The following is a 17381-nucleotide window of genomic DNA, read 5'->3' on the forward strand; positions in this document are numbered from 1 at the left end:
TGAGTTGGAGTACGAGACTAGTTCGTCTTATACCAGCCGTCAATGGAGACAGTTACTGTGGTCCAGGTGTTGTTGGTGACAATAAGTCGGGTGCGTTTCCCCTTAGGGGTGCCATTGGGGATGCTTTGGTTCTTGCCGGATGAGATGCCCTTGACCTCCTTGTACTGTTCCCCGGTGTCGTGCTGGGCTTTTACATTCATCGTGTAACCGCCGCCGATGCGGCTGAATCGAATCTGTGAGTCCTTACTTGTAGTTTTGGGCTGATGTTCGAAGTATCGAGACTGCTGCATACGGTTGGCAATTCCGTCGAATGTTGTTTGCGACTCGACGGCCTGGGCGACGACGGCGCCTGATGTTAGAGACACCGCGATGGCGAGGCCGGTTGCGATCTTGACAATTTTCTTGCTCATGTTCTCTCCTGGTGTATCAACTACGCTGTTGTTCGGAGGAGCTAGCTCGAGCAGTATTGTACTCAATTGTCGAGACGCGTTCTCGCCAGTCAGTGATTTTTGCGGATTTACTCAGCAAACACCTGATCGGGCCACCACGGCACATGGTCGTGGATTTCGTCGGCGAACCGCTGGGTGAGCGTGCGTGAGAACGCGGTGGTGATGTGGCTTTCGTCGAACCAGGTGACAACGCCTCCGACTTCGGGGCGGCAGGTGCCTTCGGGGCAGTAGTAGTCGGTGAAGTCGATCCAGAGCGCGCCGGTGTCTTCGATTTTGTTGATGTAGCTCGCGCTTACCGGTTTATTTGCCGGATGCTGGCAGTCGGGCGAGCTGAAGCCGTTGGCGAGTGCGCACTCGTAGGGTGATACTTCAAATCGCGGGTTGTCGCGCACCACTACAAACTCGGTGTCGGGTGCGGCTGCACGCGTTTGCTCGAGCCAGGTGGGCAGGTGTTCCCAGGTTTCTTCGGTGCCGTCGGGGGCCGATTTTGTGCCCAGCACCACTACGAGCCCGGGTTGTTTGGCGGCGATGTAGTCGGATGCATCCAGCCAGACCCGGTCGCACACATCGTTCGGCTGCAGATTTGGTTGCCAGGTGAAGCTGCAGCTGGGGCCGGCTTGTAGTCGCACGTTGAGATACCCGGTGACCGCAGCGGTTTGATAGCCCACTGCAGCCAGCTGCTGGGTGTGCGAGTTGCCCACGAAGAACGCGGTGGGCGCCTGGGGGTTTTCGGCGGCGAGTTCCCAGCAGATGGCGTCGTCGCCGGGGTTAGGTGCGAATTCGGTGCATTCGATACCGTCGCCGGCATAGCTTCGCGCCACATCCGGGTCGTCGGGCACCGGCGACTCGTTAGCGGGGGCATCTGGGTTTTGCGCACCCACCCGCACATCCAGCGGTGCAAAATCGGGGCCGTCGTATGCATCCTCAGTTTCGGGTGGGGTGGGGGTGCCGGTTGCGGTGGCAAACTCGTTTTCGAGCTGTGCCTGCGAGTTGGCGTTATTGGCGATCCGCTGCTGGGTGTGGATGAATGCCGGTGCGGCCACCATGACCGCGGCAAGCGCGATGATCAGCAGGTGTCGGGCGGGTTTGCGCACCGTACCCACTCGCGAAACGGGTTTTTCGATCAGCTCGGTCAACAGGAAGCTAATGCCGAAGGCGAGCGCCAACACTCCCATGCCGAAGAGGAAATTTGGTTCGGTGTTTTGGGCGAGTTGCACCGCGAGCAGCAGCAGTGGCCAGTGCACGAGGTAGAGCGCGTAGGTGTATTGTCCCAGCCAGCGCAGCGGGCCTGTTCCCAGTAACCGTTCGGCGCTGAAGCGTGCGGGTTGTTCGTTTTGGCGGGCTTCGGCAGCCACAATCACCAGCACGGTCGAGAGGGTTGGCCACAGTGCCGCAACCCCCGGGAAGCTTGATTCCACTGGCAGCACGATGCCGCACAGCACCACCCCGAGCAGCCCCAGCCACGACATGAGGTTGCGCATCCCGGCACCCAGCTGCAGGCGATTAGCGACGAGCGCCACAAGTGACCCCAGCGCGAATTCCCACATCCGAGCGAGGGTGTCGAAGTAGGCGTGCGGTTGATTGTCGAGGGTGTGCCATACCGACCAGGTGAACGAGGCAATGAAAACGAGCCCGAAGATCATGCCGAGCACGCGCGGCAGAGACTGTCCGCTGCGGCGGGCTATGCCGAAGCCCAGCAGGTGCAGCAGCGGCCAGATGACGAAAATCTGGCCCTGGATCGACAGCGACCAGAAGTGCTGAAACAGGCTCGCGCCACCGAGATCGTGCGCGTAGTAGTCGGTTTGGAGCTGCTGCAGGCGAATGTTTTCGAAATAGCCGAGCGAGGCCAGTGCATCCCCGGTGAGCGTGGAGTGCTGGGATAAGGGCATGATTAGCCAGCCGGCCACGAGCGTGAGCAGGATGGTGGTGGCCGCTAGTGGCAGCAGGCGAGCAAATTTGCGCAGGATGAATCGCAGCGGTTGCGGTGCATCACCGGCGACGGCGCTCGCGGTGAGTGAGCGGGTGAGCAGATAGGCCGAGATGAGCAGGAAGACGTCGACGCCGCCCGAGACCCGGCCGACCCAGATGTGGAAGACCGCGACCAGCACGAGCGCAACGGTTCGCAGCCCCTGCACTTCGGGTAGGTAGCGGGGAGGCGCGGCTGCAGCGGGTCGTTGCACGCAGACAGCCGGGCTCATTCGCTCTCCCTCGGGTTCGTGTGGGTGTGGTTCGGTGGGCGCACCAATGGTAGCCGCGGCGGATGCAATTCGTGCGTCACTTTTGTGACGACGTGTGCGCGGCGCTACCAAACTCCCAGGGTGATGGTGGCCGCAAGCACGAGTTGGTCGCGGCGGCGGCGGCGCAGCTGGTGTGCGCGACGGGCGAGGCGGAGGCGTGAGCGAAGGCTGTTTGATTCGATTTGCGTTGCGAGCCAGCGCAGTCGTGGTGCCTGTTTGGCATCGGCAACCTCGAGGGCGGCGGCGACAATATTGGCGACGTCGGCTCGGTAGGTTCCTTCGCGAATCACTGCCAGGCGTCGCAAATGCTGCCGCCAGCCCTCGTTGGCGCCGAGCACGTTGTCGTCGTGTTGGCGGTAGTCGACGGTGGGTTCGCCATCAATGAACCAGCGGCCGCCGCTGGCGCGGATGAGCGCGTAGATGAGCCAGTCGTGTGATCGGGCAGTGTTGGTGTTGCTTTGCGGGGTGCGCAGCTGCTGCTGCACGAGTGTGAACGCTTGGGGCTGGATGAGAAAGGTTGAACCGGGCCCGCCCGATTCGAAGGCGTAGTCGGCGAGCTTTTGGGTTTGGTTTTTTACGATCAGCTGACGGGTGCCGTCGGGTTTGAATGCGGTGACATTCGATGACACGGCGGCATAGCCGCCCTTGCCGTCGAGGCCGAGCGGTGCCGAGAGGATGTCGTAGTGCCGGCGCAGTTTTCCGGGCAGCCAAATATCGTCTTGGTCGCACAGGGCGATTGCGTCGTAGCCGGTGGGGTTGGCATCTCGGATGAGGCGGGCGAAGTTGTTTGCCGCCGAGCCGAACTTGCCGGGTTGAAGCAGTTCGATGCGTGAATCAGTATCGGCACGCTGCGTCAGCATCGCGAAGGTCTGGTCGGTTGATGTGTCGTCAGACACCAAGAGCGTGACGTCGACCTCTGCTTGCGACAGCACCGAGCCGAGCTGTTCGTCGAGAAACTCTTCGCCGTTGTGGGTGGCGAGCAGCACCAGGATGCGGGGACGACGCCCATCGCCCATGGGTGCGGTGCTGGGTGGGTGCTGAATTGAGCTAGACATCCTTCCGGTAACCTAGCCCACCGTTCGGAAACACAAAATGAAGGATGCGATTGTGTCGCACGCGGGTATGATGAGGGTTTGATCTCGGCCCCGTTGCAATAGGACTTGTCTGCATGCGTGTTTTCGTTCAGATCCCCTGCCTGAATGAAGAGGAGACTCTTCCACTGGTGATCAACTCGATTCCGAAAGAGATTCCCGGTGTTGATGAGCTGCACATCCTCGTAATTGATGATGGATCAACCGACCGCACTGTTGAGGTTGCGCGTTCGCTGGGTGTCGAACACTTCGTGATTCACGCCCGCAATATGGGGCTCGCTCGTTCGTTCAGTGACGGTGTTGACTACGCGCTCAGCCACGGTGCCGACATCGTGGTCAACACCGATGGTGACAACCAGTACCCGCAAGACCGCATCCCCGATCTGCTCGCGCCGATCATTGCCGGTGAGGCTGATATCGCGATCGCCGACCGTCAGACCGCGACCATCAAGCACTTCTCGCCGTTCAAGAAAACGATGCAGCGCTTTGGGTCCAGCGTGGTGAACAAGGCTGCCGGTACGAAGCTGCCGGATGCTGCCTCAGGGTTCCGTGCCTATTCGCGTAATGCGCTTTTCCGGTTGAACGTGGTGACGCAGTTCAGCTACTGCATGGAGACCATCATCCAGGCCGGTAACAAGCGCCTGCGCATTGCGTCGGTGCCGGTTGAAACGAACGCCAAGACGCGTGAATCGCGCCTGTTTAAGAACATCTGGCAGCACATGTTCAAGTCGGGTACCGCGATTGTGCGCTCGTTCTTGATGTTTAAGCCGCATGTGGTGCTGATGACTATCGGCATCATCATGGCGATTATCGGCTTGATTCCGATGATCCGCTGGTTTGTGCTGTGGCTGATGGGGCACGGGTCGGGTAACGTCCAGTCGCTGATTCTCGGCGGTGTGTTCTTGCTGGGCTCGTTCCTCTGTTTCGTGCTGCTGGTGATTGCCGACCTGCAGCGCACCAACCGCGTGCTGCTTGAAGACACGCTTGAACGCGTGAAACGCATTGAGTTTGGTGGCCCGCATGTGGCCGGTACGCAATACACGGTGCTCGATTTGGGGCCCGACACCGATGGTGTCGACGAGGTGCAGCGCGCACGCTTCCAAAGCGAGTAGCGTATGCGCGTTCTTGCTTTCGGAACATACGACGCTCGCCTGCATCCCCGAGTTAAAGGCATTATTGAAGGCCTTGCGGCCCACGGATACACGGTTCGCGAACTGAACTTGCCACTTGGGCTGTCGACTGCCGACAAGGTGTCGGCGCTCAAGAACCCCCTGCAATTGCCGCGCCTAGCGTTCGGCATGCTGAGCAAGTGGGTGCGTCTGGCTTGGCGGTCGCGCCGGTTTCATGGCAAGAACCAACCGGATGCGATTCTGGTTGGCTATATGGGGCACTTCGATGTTGTGCTGGCACGCCTGCTGTTTCCGAGAACGAAGATTGTGCTGGATCACCTCATCAGTGCCGCTGGTACCGCTCGTGACCGTGGCGAATCGCAGGGGTGCAAGATCAAACTGCTTGCAGCGCTTGATCGTCTTGCCACGCGTTGCGCCGACATTGTCGTGACCGACACCGAAGAACATCGTCAACAACTTCCACCTGCTGCACTCGATAGGGGAGTGGTTGCGCTCGTTGGTGCACCGCGTGACTGGTTTACAGCCGGAAGCAACGAACACGTGCAGCGGGATGTTCCCCGCATCGTGTTCTACGGGCTGTTCACGCCGCTGCAGGGTGCTGCGACCATCGGCCAAGCCATTCGGATTCTTGCCGACCGCGGCGTTGAAGCAGAGGTCACACTCATTGGCGACGGGCAAGACGCTGCTGAGGTGAGAGAGCTCATTGAAGGTTTGCCGGTGCGCTGGGAGACCTGGGTTGAGCCCGAGCTGCTTCCCGCGGAAGTGGCCGATTACGATATTTGCCTGGGTGTTTTTGGCACCACTGCAAAGGCACTCAATGTGGTGCCCAACAAGGTGTACCAGGGGGCGGCAGCGGGTTGCGCAATTGTGACCTCCGACACCGCACCGCAGCGTCGCGTGCTCGGCGACAGCGCCATTCTGGTAGCTCCTGGTGATGCGCAGGCGCTGGCCGATGCGCTACAGCGACTCGTTGAAGACCGGGCGCTGTTGCAGCGGCAGCGTGAGCGGGCCCGCGAGCTCGCAAACCGTGAGTTCACCCCTGAGCGCTTGGCTGCGCCCATCGTTGAGCGGCTGAGTTAGGCACGCGATGCAAAAACTGCTAGACCTATTGCAATCCACCTGGGTGCGAGTTGGCTTTCTGACCGTCGCTTTCGCGCTGTGTATCTGGGCACTGGTGTCGCAATGGGACGAGATTGTTGCTGCGGTCAGCGCGCTCAATGCCTGGTCGCTGCTGGGCGCGCTGTTTCTGGGTTTCGCGTATGTGGCCATCACCTTTATTGCGTGGCGAGTGGTGTTGCGGGGCTTCGGAACGCAACTTCCACCGGGGGCCGCCGCCAGAATCTTCTTTGTTTCGCAGCTTGGAAAATACCTTCCAGGTGGCATCTGGAACTTCCTTGCCGCCGCGGAATTGGGTAAAGATCACGAGATTCCGCGAAGTAAATCGGTGCTGGTGATGTTCGTCAGCCTGCTGCTGTCGATCGCAACGGGCATCGTGCTTGGGGCACTGGCGCTGCTGTTCGGCCCGGCCGAACTTCGCGATCGTTTTTGGTGGGTGGTGTTGGTGCTGCCGCTGGTGGCGATTTCGCTCGCACCGCCGGTGCTCAACCGGGCCCTGGCTTTTGTTGCTAAGAAAGCGAAGCTCGCGACGAATGCGCCGGCCATTTCTGGAGCAGCAGTTGCTGCAGCGACGTTCTGGTCGCTTGTCGCGTGGCTGCTCGCCGGTGGGCAGGTTTGGACACTCGCAGTGGCGATGGGGTGGGAGATAGGCGTTGACACTTTCCTGCTGGCAACGGCCGCCTATTCGCTCGCCTGGGTAGCGGGATTCATCATGGTGTTCGCGCCGGCCGGTGTTGGTGTGCGGGAGGCGGTGCTTGGCGCCGTGATTGCGCCGAGTATTGGTTCGGCGGCAGCGATTGCGGTGGTTTTGTTGTCGCGCGTGCTGCTCACAATTGCCGATGTTGTGCTCGGTGTTGTCTTTGTGTTTGCGGGCCGTAAACGTGGGGCAGACGAGAAGTGAGTGCGTTTCTAGTTTTGGTGCGACGACAGCTTTGATTGGGGCGTAGGGCGCGAAGCATTGTGTCGAAATCCTGCAATGCATCACTGACTGAGCGGTCTAGGTGCACCCCGAAGCTCGGTGGGCGACTGGCGCGGCTCGATTGTTAGGCTGAGGTATCTTGACGTCATACGCCCTTCGGATATTCGCGTCAGATACTTCAGTTCGAAACCTGCCGCATACATGGCAAAACTTGGTCATTCGGCGTCGGGGTTCGTTGTGGCGTGACGGTGGCTGGCAGTACTTGATTATGGGAGCACAATGACCAACGAATCGGTATCGCGCGCGAATCCGAACCACACGGATCCTTCCGCTGCGGCTTCTCCCGAGCAGGTAGCAGCCAATGCGGGAGAACAACAACCGTCAAACCCTGCTTCTGATAGCCGCATGGCCAACGAAGCCGTCGGCGCCCACGCGGTTGACCGAAGCAAGTTCGTGAGTGATGCTGACCGGCGTCGGAGCCGACTTGCTGTTGCTGCGGTGGGCCTTGGCTGGGCGATATACGTCGGGTTTGTTGTGGTTTCGGTGCTCTCGTCACTTTTCTCGGGCAAAGTGTTCGCCGCAACCGACATGCTCTTGCGTTCACCGGCATACTGGGAGAACGCCACGATTGACGGCGAACTGATCAACATCGTTTCTGTCGACACCGTCGACTCGGTCATTCCCCGCTCCATTGAGTTTGCAGATCGTCTCCATCAGGGAGACTTCCCCGAATGGAACCCCTACATGGTCGGTGGCGAGGAGTTCGCGGGTTTGCCGAACTCCGGCCTGATGTCACCCCTGTCGCTGCCATGGTGGATTGCGCCGCCAGAAATCGCCCCGGCCCTCGTCAAGGTGCTTGAGTTCGCGGTAGTGGCGCTTGGCATGTCACTATTCCTGCGACGACTTAAACTCCCGGCGGTCACCTGGCCCTTGGCCTCGCTTGCATTCTGTTCATCGGGATTCATGATTGCCTGGACCAACTGGCCACAGACCCGTGTTGCCGCGCTCATCCCGCTCGCTTTCTGGGCCGTCGACTACGCCGTCACTCGCCGAAAATGGTTTGCCTTTTGGCCACTTGCGCTCGCCTTCGCCGCGATGTGGCTGGGCGGTTTCCCGGCGCTAGTTTTCCATACCGCGTATCTCACCTGCGCCTACGGCGTCGTTCGTGCAGTTGCGCAGACCCGGTGGCGTGAATCCGGTGCAATCTGGCAGTTCGGCGGTGACGCATTGCGATACGCGGCCGGGATGATCAGCGCCGGGGCGCTCGCCGCCGTCGCGCTCTTGCCGTTCTATTTGAACTCCAAAGATGTGCTCGATTTTTCGGTACGCAACTACCGTGGGTCGTCGCTCAACCCAGAAGCGTTTGGAACCGCCATCCTGCCGTATGCAATTGGCACAGCCGGACTAAAGAACTTCACCGGACCGTTCAACCCGGTAGAAGCGCTGTCGTATTTGGGTGTGGTGGTCGTGCTTTGCGCCCTGATCGCACTGGTATTTCACCGACGGTTGCAGGTTGCACGGGCGCCGATGTGGTTCTTTGTCGTCGCAGCGACACTGAGCGGCATAGCGATGTATTGGGGCGGGCCCGTGCTCGACGTAATTCAGCAATTGCCGACGATGAGCACCAGCTTGATCGGTCGTCTACGGGCAGTTTTCGGATTCTGTGTCGCTGTGCTCGCTGCCTACGGTGTCACGGCGCTCATGAGCGCCCGTATGCCTGCGCTGGCGCAGAGTGAAACCACAAGCAGTCGTGTTGCTGCCACACGCACTACACTGCGCGACCTCGCGGGCTGGGCGCTTGCCGCAGTTTTCGCGGTACTCGTAATACAGGCGGCGAGCGTCGCGCAAGAAGGTTCAAAGCTACCGGAATGGTCAGCCAGGTGGGTCAAATACTCGGCCGTATTCGCTGTTGTCGCGCTCGTGATGGTGGCGCTCATCCTGCTAGTGCGGCAGCGTTGGTTCCAGAACCTCGTTGCAGTGGGATTGATCACAGTCATGGCTGTGCCAAGCCTGCTCATTGTGCGAGCTTGGTGGCCGCACAGCAAACCCGAGAGTTACTACGCACCTGCCGAAGCATTTACCTATCTGCAGGAAAACCTCGGTGAAGACAGGTTCGTCGCTCTGGGCGGAGCATTGCCAATGGGAGCATCAACGGTGTACAAAACCCGGGATGTGCTCGGCCACGCGTTCATGACCGGGCGATGGAAAGACATGCTGCAGCAGGTCTATCCCGATGTGCTCGTTACCGCGACATACCCGAACATTCCGTCAGATCAACTCGACGGGGTTATTGACAGCCGAATCCTCGATCGCTTAGCCGTGCGCTACGTTGCGGTAGGGAGTGCTGAATCGGTGCCCGGTCGCCGGGAAATATTAAGTAGTAGCGTCTCGTCCACTGACTTGCGCCCCGATGAGGTGATTCGCAGTGGACAGTTCGCCGGCCCCATCCGTGGCATTCAGATCGCAGCTTTGGATGCGCAAGTTCCCGCCGGCGCTGCCATACCTCTGAACGCGCGAATAGTTGGGCAAGACGGTGCCGTGCTAACGGAGACCGAGTTTTTGTTGCGGAAGATCGATAAGGAAACTTTCATTCCGTTCGATGGTGATGAGTTCTCTGAAGACCAACCCTGGCACCTTGAGCTTGAGGCCGAAGAACTACCCGGAATCGTCACCTTTGGGGCAGATGACCAGGGAAAAATTACTATCGCTGCCATTCGCCCCATCCCCGATGGGGTGAATGTGGCGCAAACGGGAAACGTCACTCTGCTCGAACGCACAAGCGCGCTCGACCGAGTGCGCTGGGCTAATGAAGTCGCAGTTGAAGAAGACGCAGCGGCACGTATCGACCTATTGGGCAGCAGCCTGGCGCCAGAGACGGTCGTGCTCGAACGCAACCCCGCCAATGCCACAACCCCTGGATCAACAGCAACGATAGAGGTGCTGCCAAGCGACGATCTTGACCAGAGCACAATTCGGGTGAACTCCACGGGCGCTGGTTGGGTGGTCGTGGCTGACTCGCTCGACCGATCAGGGTGGACAGCCACCATTGACGGGCAGCAGACCGAGTTGCTTCGAGCTGATCACGTGGGAGGGGCCGTGTATGTTCCAGAAGCGGGAGAGCACACGATCACGCTCGAATACCGAACCCCTGGCTTGCGAGTAGGCGCAGCCGTGTCGGCAATCACTCTGGTAGGCGTATTCGCACTTGCCGTGATGGATAGGCGCGCTCGACGACGCACCACTGCTGAGGCCGACCAATAAGCTCAGCAGCGCGATTCGAGCCCGCAGATAACTTAGGGTGTGACTCACGCAAGCTTTCCGCGCTTCTTTGCGGATTCACTCATGGTGTCGGTCATGTGCATAATCGAGCCGTACACTGCTAACTATGGAAATCCGCGAACTGAGCATTGCAGGTAGCTTCGAGATCACGCCGAAGCAGTTCCCCGACGACCGAGGAATCTTCCTCGAGTACTACCGATTCGACAAGCTCGCCGAGGCGGTGGGGCACCCGCTCGACCTCAAGCAGGCGAACACCTCGGTGTCGAAACGAGGCACGGTACGTGGTATCCACTTCGCGGATGTGCCGCCGAGCCAGGCGAAGTATGTCACCTGCACCCGTGGCGCCGTGATCGATTTCGTGATCGACATTCGTGTTGGCTCGCCCACCTTCGGTCAGTGGGACCAGGTGCGCCTTGACGATGTCGACCGCCGCGCCATCTACATCCCCGAAGGCCTCGGCCACTGTTTCGTCGCGCTCGAAGACGACTCGACCGTGAGCTATCTCTGCTCGGCCACATATGCGCCCGGACGCGAACACGGCGTGAACCCGCTGTGCAAAACCATTGGGCTCGATCTGCAGCTGGCCGAAGATGAACTGCTGCTCTCACCCAAAGACACCGAGGCACCGGGCCTGCTCAAAGCGAAAGAGCAGGGGCTGTTGCCAAAGTATGACGACTGCGTGGCGTTCTACAACGAGCTCAATGAAAAGGCAGGTGCGTAAGCATGAAGGGCATCATCCTCGCCGGGGGTTCGGGCACTCGACTCTGGCCGATCACCAAGGGCATCTCGAAGCAGCTCATGCCCATCTACGACAAGCCGATGATCTACTACCCGCTGTCGACTCTCATGATGGCCGACATTCGCGAGGTGCTGATCATCACTACACCCGAGTACAACTCGCAGTTCCGCGCACTGCTCGGTGATGGCTCACACCTCGGCATGACAATCGAATACGCCGAGCAGCCCAGCCCCGACGGGCTCGCACAGGCATTCATCATCGGTGAAGAGTTCATTGGCGACTCGGGATGCGCGCTCGTGCTCGGCGACAATATCTTCCACGGCACCGGCCTCGGGTCGTCGCTGCGCGCTCACGGTGAGATCGATGGCGGGCTCATTTTCGCCTACCAGGTGGCCGACCCGACCGCCTACGGTGTGGTCGAGTTCGACGAGCACATGAAGGCGCTGTCGATCGAAGAAAAGCCCGAGCAGCCGAAGTCGAACTACGCAGTGCCCGGGCTGTACTTCTACGACAACGATGTCATCGAAATCGCCAAGAACGTCAAGCCGTCGGCACGCGGCGAGCTTGAGATCTCGTCGGTGAACTCGGCCTACCTCGACGCCGGCAAACTGCAGGTGCACGTGCTCGACCGCGGCACCGCCTGGCTCGATACCGGCACCTTCGAGTCGATGATGCAAGCTTCCGAATACGTGAAGGTGATCGAAGATCGTCAGGGGCTCAAGATCGGCTGCATCGAAGAGATTGCCTGGCGTGCAGGCTGGATTGATGACGAGCAGCTCGCTCGACTTGGCGAACCACTGAAGAAGTCGGGCTACGGTCGCTACATCCAGCGACTGCTCGACCAGGCGTAGATCTGATGACGAGCTCTGCTGAGAACCAGCCCCGTGTTTCGGTTATCGTGCCGGTCTATAACGCGAGCGAGTATCTAGTTGAAACAATTTCAAGTGTCACACAGCAAACACTTCGTGATCTTGAGATCATCATCGTTGACGACGGCTCCACCGACGGGTCATTCGCTATCGCAGAAGAACTAGCTGCTGGCGACGCACGCATTCACCTCTTCGCTCTCGAAACAAACCGGGGCGTTGGTGCAGCGCGAAACTTCGGGATCCAGCAAGCGACGGGAGACTTCCTCTACTTCTTAGACAGCGATGACCGTCTGCACGAAGAAGCGCTAGCGGTGCTTTCAAAGAAAGCGAACGATGAACAGCACGACATCCTGTATTTTGACGCCGAACCGTTCTTTGATTCGCCGCAACTCGAACTCGAAAAGGGTGGCTACCGCAACTACTATCAGCGCAGCGACAGCTACTCCGGTGTTAAGCCAGGTGTCGAGCTCCTCGTCGAGATGACAGCAAACGATGACTGGAAGCCAGGGCCACCACTGCAACTCGCACGTCGCTCATTTATCGAACGTGAGGGTGTCACATTCCCAGAGGGAACCTTTCACGAAGACAACCCCTACACCCTGCTGAACGCCCTCGCCGCAAAACGCGTCGCCTATGAATCTCGCCCGCTCCTGCACCGACGCATCCGCGAGGGCTCAATAGTGACGAGTGCGCCAACTTCACGGCACGTTCTTGGCCTCTTCGATGCGTATGTGCGGGGGAGCGCCATCGCCGACCGATTGGGTTACCAACCCGGCAGCCGAGAAGGGCGGGCAATCGATTGGGAGATCCGCAAGCTGGCAGACGACGCGCAGCGAAAGTATGCGCGGCTTTCAACGGAGGCTGAGAGAGCACAAGTGCGTGAAGAGCTGGGCTCGTCTTTCGCTCATCGGGATATTGCTGAACTGTCGCAGCTTCGGGCAGAGGTTGCAGCCTACCGGCGGAATCTTCAGAAAGTTGAACAGGATTTGCTTGCCATTCAGCAGCGGTCGGCCCGACGGTCGCGTAGCCTGCCGGCGCGGGCACTCGGCAAAATTAAAAACCGAGTTTCACGACTTGTCGGCCGCTTGCGACGATGAGCCCCGCGGCTGGCTGGCATTCACACAGCCGGCCTGATGGGGGAACGAACGCATCAGTTCGGATTGCACGAATGTCAGATTGCGCAGGGGGCGCCACTGTGAGACGTATTGGTCGATCCCATCCATTAGCGCTGCCGGTGAAACGGGTTCACGCTTCGTTGCGAACGCTGAATAAAAATCGTCAAACTTGTAACGACCGCCAATTACCTGGTCGCTAAACTGAACCCAGGCATTTGGAACGCCGAACGACTCAGCGACAATCACGCCGTGTAGGCTCGACGAGATAACAAATCCGCTCGCTGCAATTTCTTGGATCACCTGGCTGACCGGTGCCATTACGTCGATGTGATGAGCTCCCAAGCGGGAGATCAGTTCTTGTGCTGTGTCACTCGTTTGGTCAACATAATGTGGAATTACACTCACTTTAACGTCAGGGGTTGCGGTTTTGGTAATTTCTGGAAAGGCAAGCGGGGTGAGGATTCCCGGATCGCCCAGGGCAATATGCCGCTTCGTGAGATGCCGTATGCGTTGCAGTGAAAGCTGCCCACGCACCGCGCGAACGTCGAGCGGTGGGCCAGCATAATTCTCGCCGGGAGCTACGAATCCAGACCCCCAGATCACGGGGCGTCGAAAGCTTACCGTTCGTTCGACCTCTTGCAAGACTGAGCCAATGCTCACGAGTTCGCATTCATCAATGGGGGCATAAACCGCATTCACTGCGAAAAGACGCTCGATCAGCTCTTTGCTGAGTTGGTCGCCAAAATTACCGGTCGGCTGGTCGCCTTTCCAAGAGAATAGTCGGATGGGCTGTGACCTCCAGAGCATAGTTCGTGGTACACAACGACGTGCCATTGACTTGAGTTGCTTGAATTTTTGTATTCTCATTCGGTTAGATCCGTTGTGGTGGCAGGTCGAGATCGATTACTTGTGTCGCTTCATCCGGCGAGCGAAGTTGATGGTGCGCTGTAGGAACGCGGGTGGAAGTTGGTTTCTGAGGTGAGCGTTTTCGTCGAGGAGTTCTACAACCTTTTGATCGAGCAGTAGTTCGCGTTCCCGCCGACGATCGCGCTCAGTCTCTAGGGATGACTCAAGATTGGCGATACGTTCATGTTGCAGCTGATTGTGCTTTGCAAGCTCGTTGAAGCTCTCCTGCGCTTCAGTTAGGGCTGCCGCGCGGTCGTTTTCTAGGTGAACGAGAGCAGGGCCGGCGGCGAGATACTTCTCGAGCAGGTCGTCTTGATTTGCGATCTCTTGCGTCTCATCAGGGGAAGACTCGGGGCCGTCTGAAGCGGTGATGCGCCTGCAAATATCCGCCAGGCGGCTGTCTGCTGCGAACCCGTCACCATTCAACGAAGGTGACAGCCGAGCTACAAAGAAAGGCTTGAGGAAGTCTGCTTTGAGCCAGCGGTAGTCGCGCATGGTGTGGTGGCGCGGGCTCGGCTTCAAATCGGGGCTTGATTCGTAAGCTCTGCCAGTCATGGTGACGCGATCGCGATACTGCTGCCATGAGCGCCACGGAACGTGCAGCACCTCGATTGCAATACCGTCTGGCAGCTGGTCTGCTTGTGGAGCCGAACTGAAATGATTTCCCTGCGCCACCTCGATATCGTCACGGCCTGGGTGAATGAGATTATGCGTTGGGTGGCTGTGCAAACCGACCAGCTCCAACTGCTCCTGTGACCGAACATCGCGAAGCGTGGTGTTGGCAAGGTCGATGCCAGTCTCGAGAATGCGACCGACCATGTTGCTTACCGGGATGGGGAATGACTCTCCCGACCGGGGGAGTGAACGAACCACACTACCGAGGGAGTCGCTTTCGGGCACGACCCAGAACTCATCGGCGTCTGAGTTCAATACCCAATCCGCCGAGTATTGCGTGTACGCGTCGCGCGCCATTGCCGTGACCACCTGGTATTGCTTCTTGTCGTGGTGCGGGTAGTGGCGCAAATCAATCAGGCCCCTGCTGGCATAACCTTCAAGGATCTCGCGGGTGCCATCGACCGAGGCGTTGTCGGTCACGATGATCTGATCGATGTCTTGTGAGAGGTGATATTCGAGCCAGGTGCTGATGATGTCGGCTTCGTCACGCACCATCAGAGTCATCACTACACGGATGTCTGCCGGCGTCTGGTCGCTCATCTGGTTCTCCTCTCGCGCCAGGCTAAACTTCGGTGCCCGGTGCGTCTCGAATTGTTGACACGACTTTGGAGTACACCGGCCCGATGCTCTCGGCGCCCGCGGTCACCTCAAACGACCCCAGCGACTCGACGCGAGAAATTTCACGACGTTTGCCATCGTAGAAAGTCGCATTCACCGTGTAGGCACCGCTACCGAGAGAGAGACCGGGAATCTCAAAATGCACCTTGAAGTTGCCACCAACGGGCACATTTCGAGAACCTGTCACGTGAGTCGACGTAGCGAGCACTGTGGTTCCCAACTGATTCACAAGGGCAATCATCAGATCCCACTGATCAAAATCGACACGCGAGTTGAGCGTCACTTCAACCTGCAGATCATCGCCCGGGCTGAGTACCTCGCCGTTTTGCGGAGTGGCGACGATGTCAACGATGTCAAGTTGTTCATGGAGTCGTTTCAGCTCCTGTTCGCGGGCTCGTTCGCGGGCGATTCGCTCGCGAGCTTTATCGCTGTCGAGCTCACTCTCAAACCCGGCACGAAGAATACTCACCGCCTCTTCGGCTGGGCCGTCGAAGACAACATGACCGTGCCCCAGCACCACTGCTCGGGTGCAGAACTTGGTGATCTGCTCGAGACTGTGTGAGACAAGAATGATCGTTCGGCCTTCTTCTTGGAAGCGTCGGATCTTGTCGAGGCACTTTTCTTGGAACGCTTCGTCACCGACGGCGAGCACCTCGTCGACGAGCAGAATGTCTGGGTCGACGTTGATAGCAACGGCAAACGCGAGCCGAACATACATACCGGACGAATAAAACTTCACCTGGGTATCGATGAACTCTGCGATGCCCGAGAACTCAACAATCTCGTCAAATAGTTCGTCAGTTTGTGCCTGGCTGAGACCAAGTATCGAAGCGTTGAGGTAGACATTCTCGCGGCCGGTGAGGTCTGGGTGGAAGCCCGCGCCGAGTTCAAGCAGCGCAGCCAACCGTCCACGCGACCGGATCTTGCCTGAGGTCGGTTCAATAATGCCACCGAGTGTTTTGAGCAGTGTCGACTTGCCCGACCCGTTTGGGCCGATGAGGCCGATGGTCTCGCCGGCTCGTATCTGAAGCGAGACGTCGCGGAGGGCCCAGAAATCCTGTCGGTGAGTTACCGAACGACGCGGATTGAGCAGCCGTTCTTTCAGCGACTTGTTCTTCTGGATCACGAATCGCTTCGATACCGATTCGACGTCGACTACCACCGGCATCTCGACGGTTTGGGTGGATTGAGTATTCATTAGAGCTCCTGCGCGAAGTTGCCCTGCAGGCGAGCAAAAATTCGTTGGCTGATCCAGATGCTGACGATGCCGCACGCTAGCGCGATCAGCATCTTCGTCATGAGTTGCTCCGGGAAGTAGCCGTGTGGATACAGCGTCTCGAGCCCCGACCCGGGCGCCCAAAAGGCAGCCTGGAAGCCGAGAATCGCGAGTGTGACAGGGTTGCTGGCGTAGACCGTGCTGACGGTTTCAAGGCCGCTGTCGATCATGACCTGATTCACCATCTGCCATGAATAGACGATGGGGCTGAACCACATCAGCAGCATCAGCAACACCTCAACGAGGTACTGCACATCCCGTAGATACACGTTCGTAGCGGCCAGGATCAGCCCCAGACTCGTGCCCCAAGCAAGAATAATGAGCACCGCAACCAATGCGTAAAGCAAGTGCGGGCCGAAGGCGAGGGTGCCGAGGATGCCGGCGGCGATCAGCAGAATGACCATCTGCATCCCGAAGTTGAACAGGGCCGAACCAATGGTTGAGATCGGGAAGATCTCTCGGGGCAAATAGACCTTCTTCACCAGCCCGGAGTTGGCAATGACCGACCCGGTCATCGACTGGATCATCTCGCTGAACAAACCCCACAGTGTCAGGCCGGTGAAGATATAGATCGCAAAGTTGGGGATGCTGCGTGCTGCCCCGAGAAACTGCCCCATCACCAGGTAATAGATGAGCAGCTGGGTCAGTGGTCGGATGAGGCTCCAAGCGAAACCAAAGACAGAGTCTTTGTAACGGCCAACGAGCTCACGTCGAACCAGCAGGCCGAGCAGCTGGCGCCGCTCGACGAGCTGACGCACCGAGTCGATGAACCCCTTTACGGGGCTGTGGACGGGTTCGCGTGATTCAAGCTCGAGCGATTGCAAGCGTTGCGCTCTGCGCGCAGCTTCCTGCTTCATCTCGTTGATGTATTCCATGCACTTCTTTCCTCGGCACACCGCTGACAGTGGTATGTCACGTGTGCCGCAAGTGTACTCGTCTGGAGCTTCAACCTGGAGTGGAGG

At 58.9% G+C, this 17381-nt stretch carries 14 protein-coding genes; 7 read left to right on the forward strand and 7 right to left on the reverse strand.

The genetic code is table 11. The annotated features are described in order from the left end of the window. Positions 1-17 precede the first annotated feature (17 nt). From RQ865_RS05495 to RQ865_RS05505, 3 genes are all read right to left on the reverse strand, one after another. Positions 18-410: a hypothetical protein gene (locus tag RQ865_RS05495; protein ID WP_311478114.1), complete on the reverse strand. Its 393-nt coding sequence runs from the start codon at positions 408-410 to the stop codon at positions 18-20. A gap of 107 nt (positions 411-517) precedes the next feature. After that, the gene (locus RQ865_RS05500; RefSeq protein WP_311478115.1) at positions 518-2629 is read right to left on the reverse strand and encodes an acyltransferase family protein; all 2112 of its coding nucleotides are present in this window, start codon (positions 2627-2629) and stop codon (positions 518-520) included. A 122-nt stretch (positions 2630-2751) separates the two neighbouring features. Further along, complete coding sequence (locus RQ865_RS05505; RefSeq protein WP_311478116.1) at positions 2752-3741, reverse strand: glycosyltransferase; 990 nt, start codon at positions 3739-3741, stop codon at positions 2752-2754. Between the two features lie 113 nt (positions 3742-3854). Between RQ865_RS05505 and RQ865_RS05510 the strand changes: the two genes are divergently transcribed. The 7 genes from RQ865_RS05510 (at position 3855) to RQ865_RS05540 (ending at position 12926) form a co-directional block, all read left to right on the forward strand. Then, positions 3855-4889 carry a glycosyltransferase family 2 protein gene (locus tag RQ865_RS05510; protein WP_311478117.1) on the forward strand — a complete coding sequence of 345 codons (1035 nt, stop codon included), beginning with the start codon at positions 3855-3857 and terminating at the stop codon, positions 4887-4889. 3 nt (positions 4890-4892) lie between these two features. Continuing rightward, positions 4893-5987 carry a glycosyltransferase family 4 protein gene (locus tag RQ865_RS05515; RefSeq protein ID WP_311478118.1) on the forward strand — a complete coding sequence of 365 codons (1095 nt, stop codon included), beginning with the start codon at positions 4893-4895 and terminating at the stop codon, positions 5985-5987. 7 nt (positions 5988-5994) lie between these two features. Further along, a complete protein-coding gene (locus RQ865_RS05520) occupies positions 5995-6924 on the forward strand; it encodes a lysylphosphatidylglycerol synthase domain-containing protein (RefSeq protein ID WP_311478119.1) in 930 nt (309 codons plus the stop codon). Between the two features lie 423 nt (positions 6925-7347). Next, on the forward strand, positions 7348-10203 hold the full coding sequence (locus RQ865_RS05525) for a hypothetical protein (protein WP_311478120.1): 2856 nt from the start codon (positions 7348-7350) through the stop codon (positions 10201-10203). 124 nt (positions 10204-10327) lie between these two features. Then, positions 10328-10942 (forward strand): dTDP-4-dehydrorhamnose 3,5-epimerase, encoded by a 615-nt coding sequence (locus RQ865_RS05530; RefSeq protein ID WP_311478121.1) that lies wholly within the window; start codon positions 10328-10330, stop codon positions 10940-10942. A gap of 2 nt (positions 10943-10944) precedes the next feature. Beyond that, positions 10945-11811 carry a glucose-1-phosphate thymidylyltransferase RfbA gene (gene rfbA, locus RQ865_RS05535; RefSeq protein ID WP_311478122.1) on the forward strand — a complete coding sequence of 289 codons (867 nt, stop codon included), beginning with the start codon at positions 10945-10947 and terminating at the stop codon, positions 11809-11811. A 5-nt stretch (positions 11812-11816) separates the two neighbouring features. Continuing rightward, on the forward strand, positions 11817-12926 hold the full coding sequence (locus tag RQ865_RS05540) for a glycosyltransferase (protein WP_311478123.1): 1110 nt from the start codon (positions 11817-11819) through the stop codon (positions 12924-12926). On the opposite strand, the gene RQ865_RS05545 is transcribed toward RQ865_RS05540, so the two are convergent. From RQ865_RS05545 to RQ865_RS05560, 4 genes are read right to left on the reverse strand one after another with little or no spacing between them, the layout of a single operon-like run. Further along, a complete protein-coding gene (locus RQ865_RS05545) occupies positions 12897-13811 on the reverse strand; it encodes a polysaccharide pyruvyl transferase family protein (RefSeq protein WP_311478124.1) in 915 nt (304 codons plus the stop codon). The genes RQ865_RS05540 and RQ865_RS05545 overlap by 30 nt on opposite strands. A gap of 36 nt (positions 13812-13847) precedes the next feature. Beyond that, complete coding sequence (locus tag RQ865_RS05550; RefSeq protein ID WP_311478125.1) at positions 13848-15065, reverse strand: glycosyltransferase family 2 protein; 1218 nt, start codon at positions 15063-15065, stop codon at positions 13848-13850. 22 nt (positions 15066-15087) lie between these two features. Then, entirely contained in the window at positions 15088-16341 is a 1254-nt protein-coding gene (locus RQ865_RS05555; protein ID WP_311478126.1) for an ABC transporter ATP-binding protein, read from the reverse strand. Beyond that, a complete protein-coding gene (locus RQ865_RS05560; RefSeq protein WP_311478127.1) occupies positions 16341-17294 on the reverse strand; it encodes an ABC transporter permease in 954 nt (317 codons plus the stop codon). Before RQ865_RS05560 ends, RQ865_RS05555 begins: the two co-directional genes overlap by 1 nt. Positions 17295-17381: the final 87 nt, after the last annotated feature.

Source organism: uncultured Gulosibacter sp., from assembly GCF_963509965.1.
In the GTDB taxonomy this organism is placed as follows: domain Bacteria; phylum Actinomycetota; class Actinomycetes; order Actinomycetales; family Microbacteriaceae; genus Gulosibacter.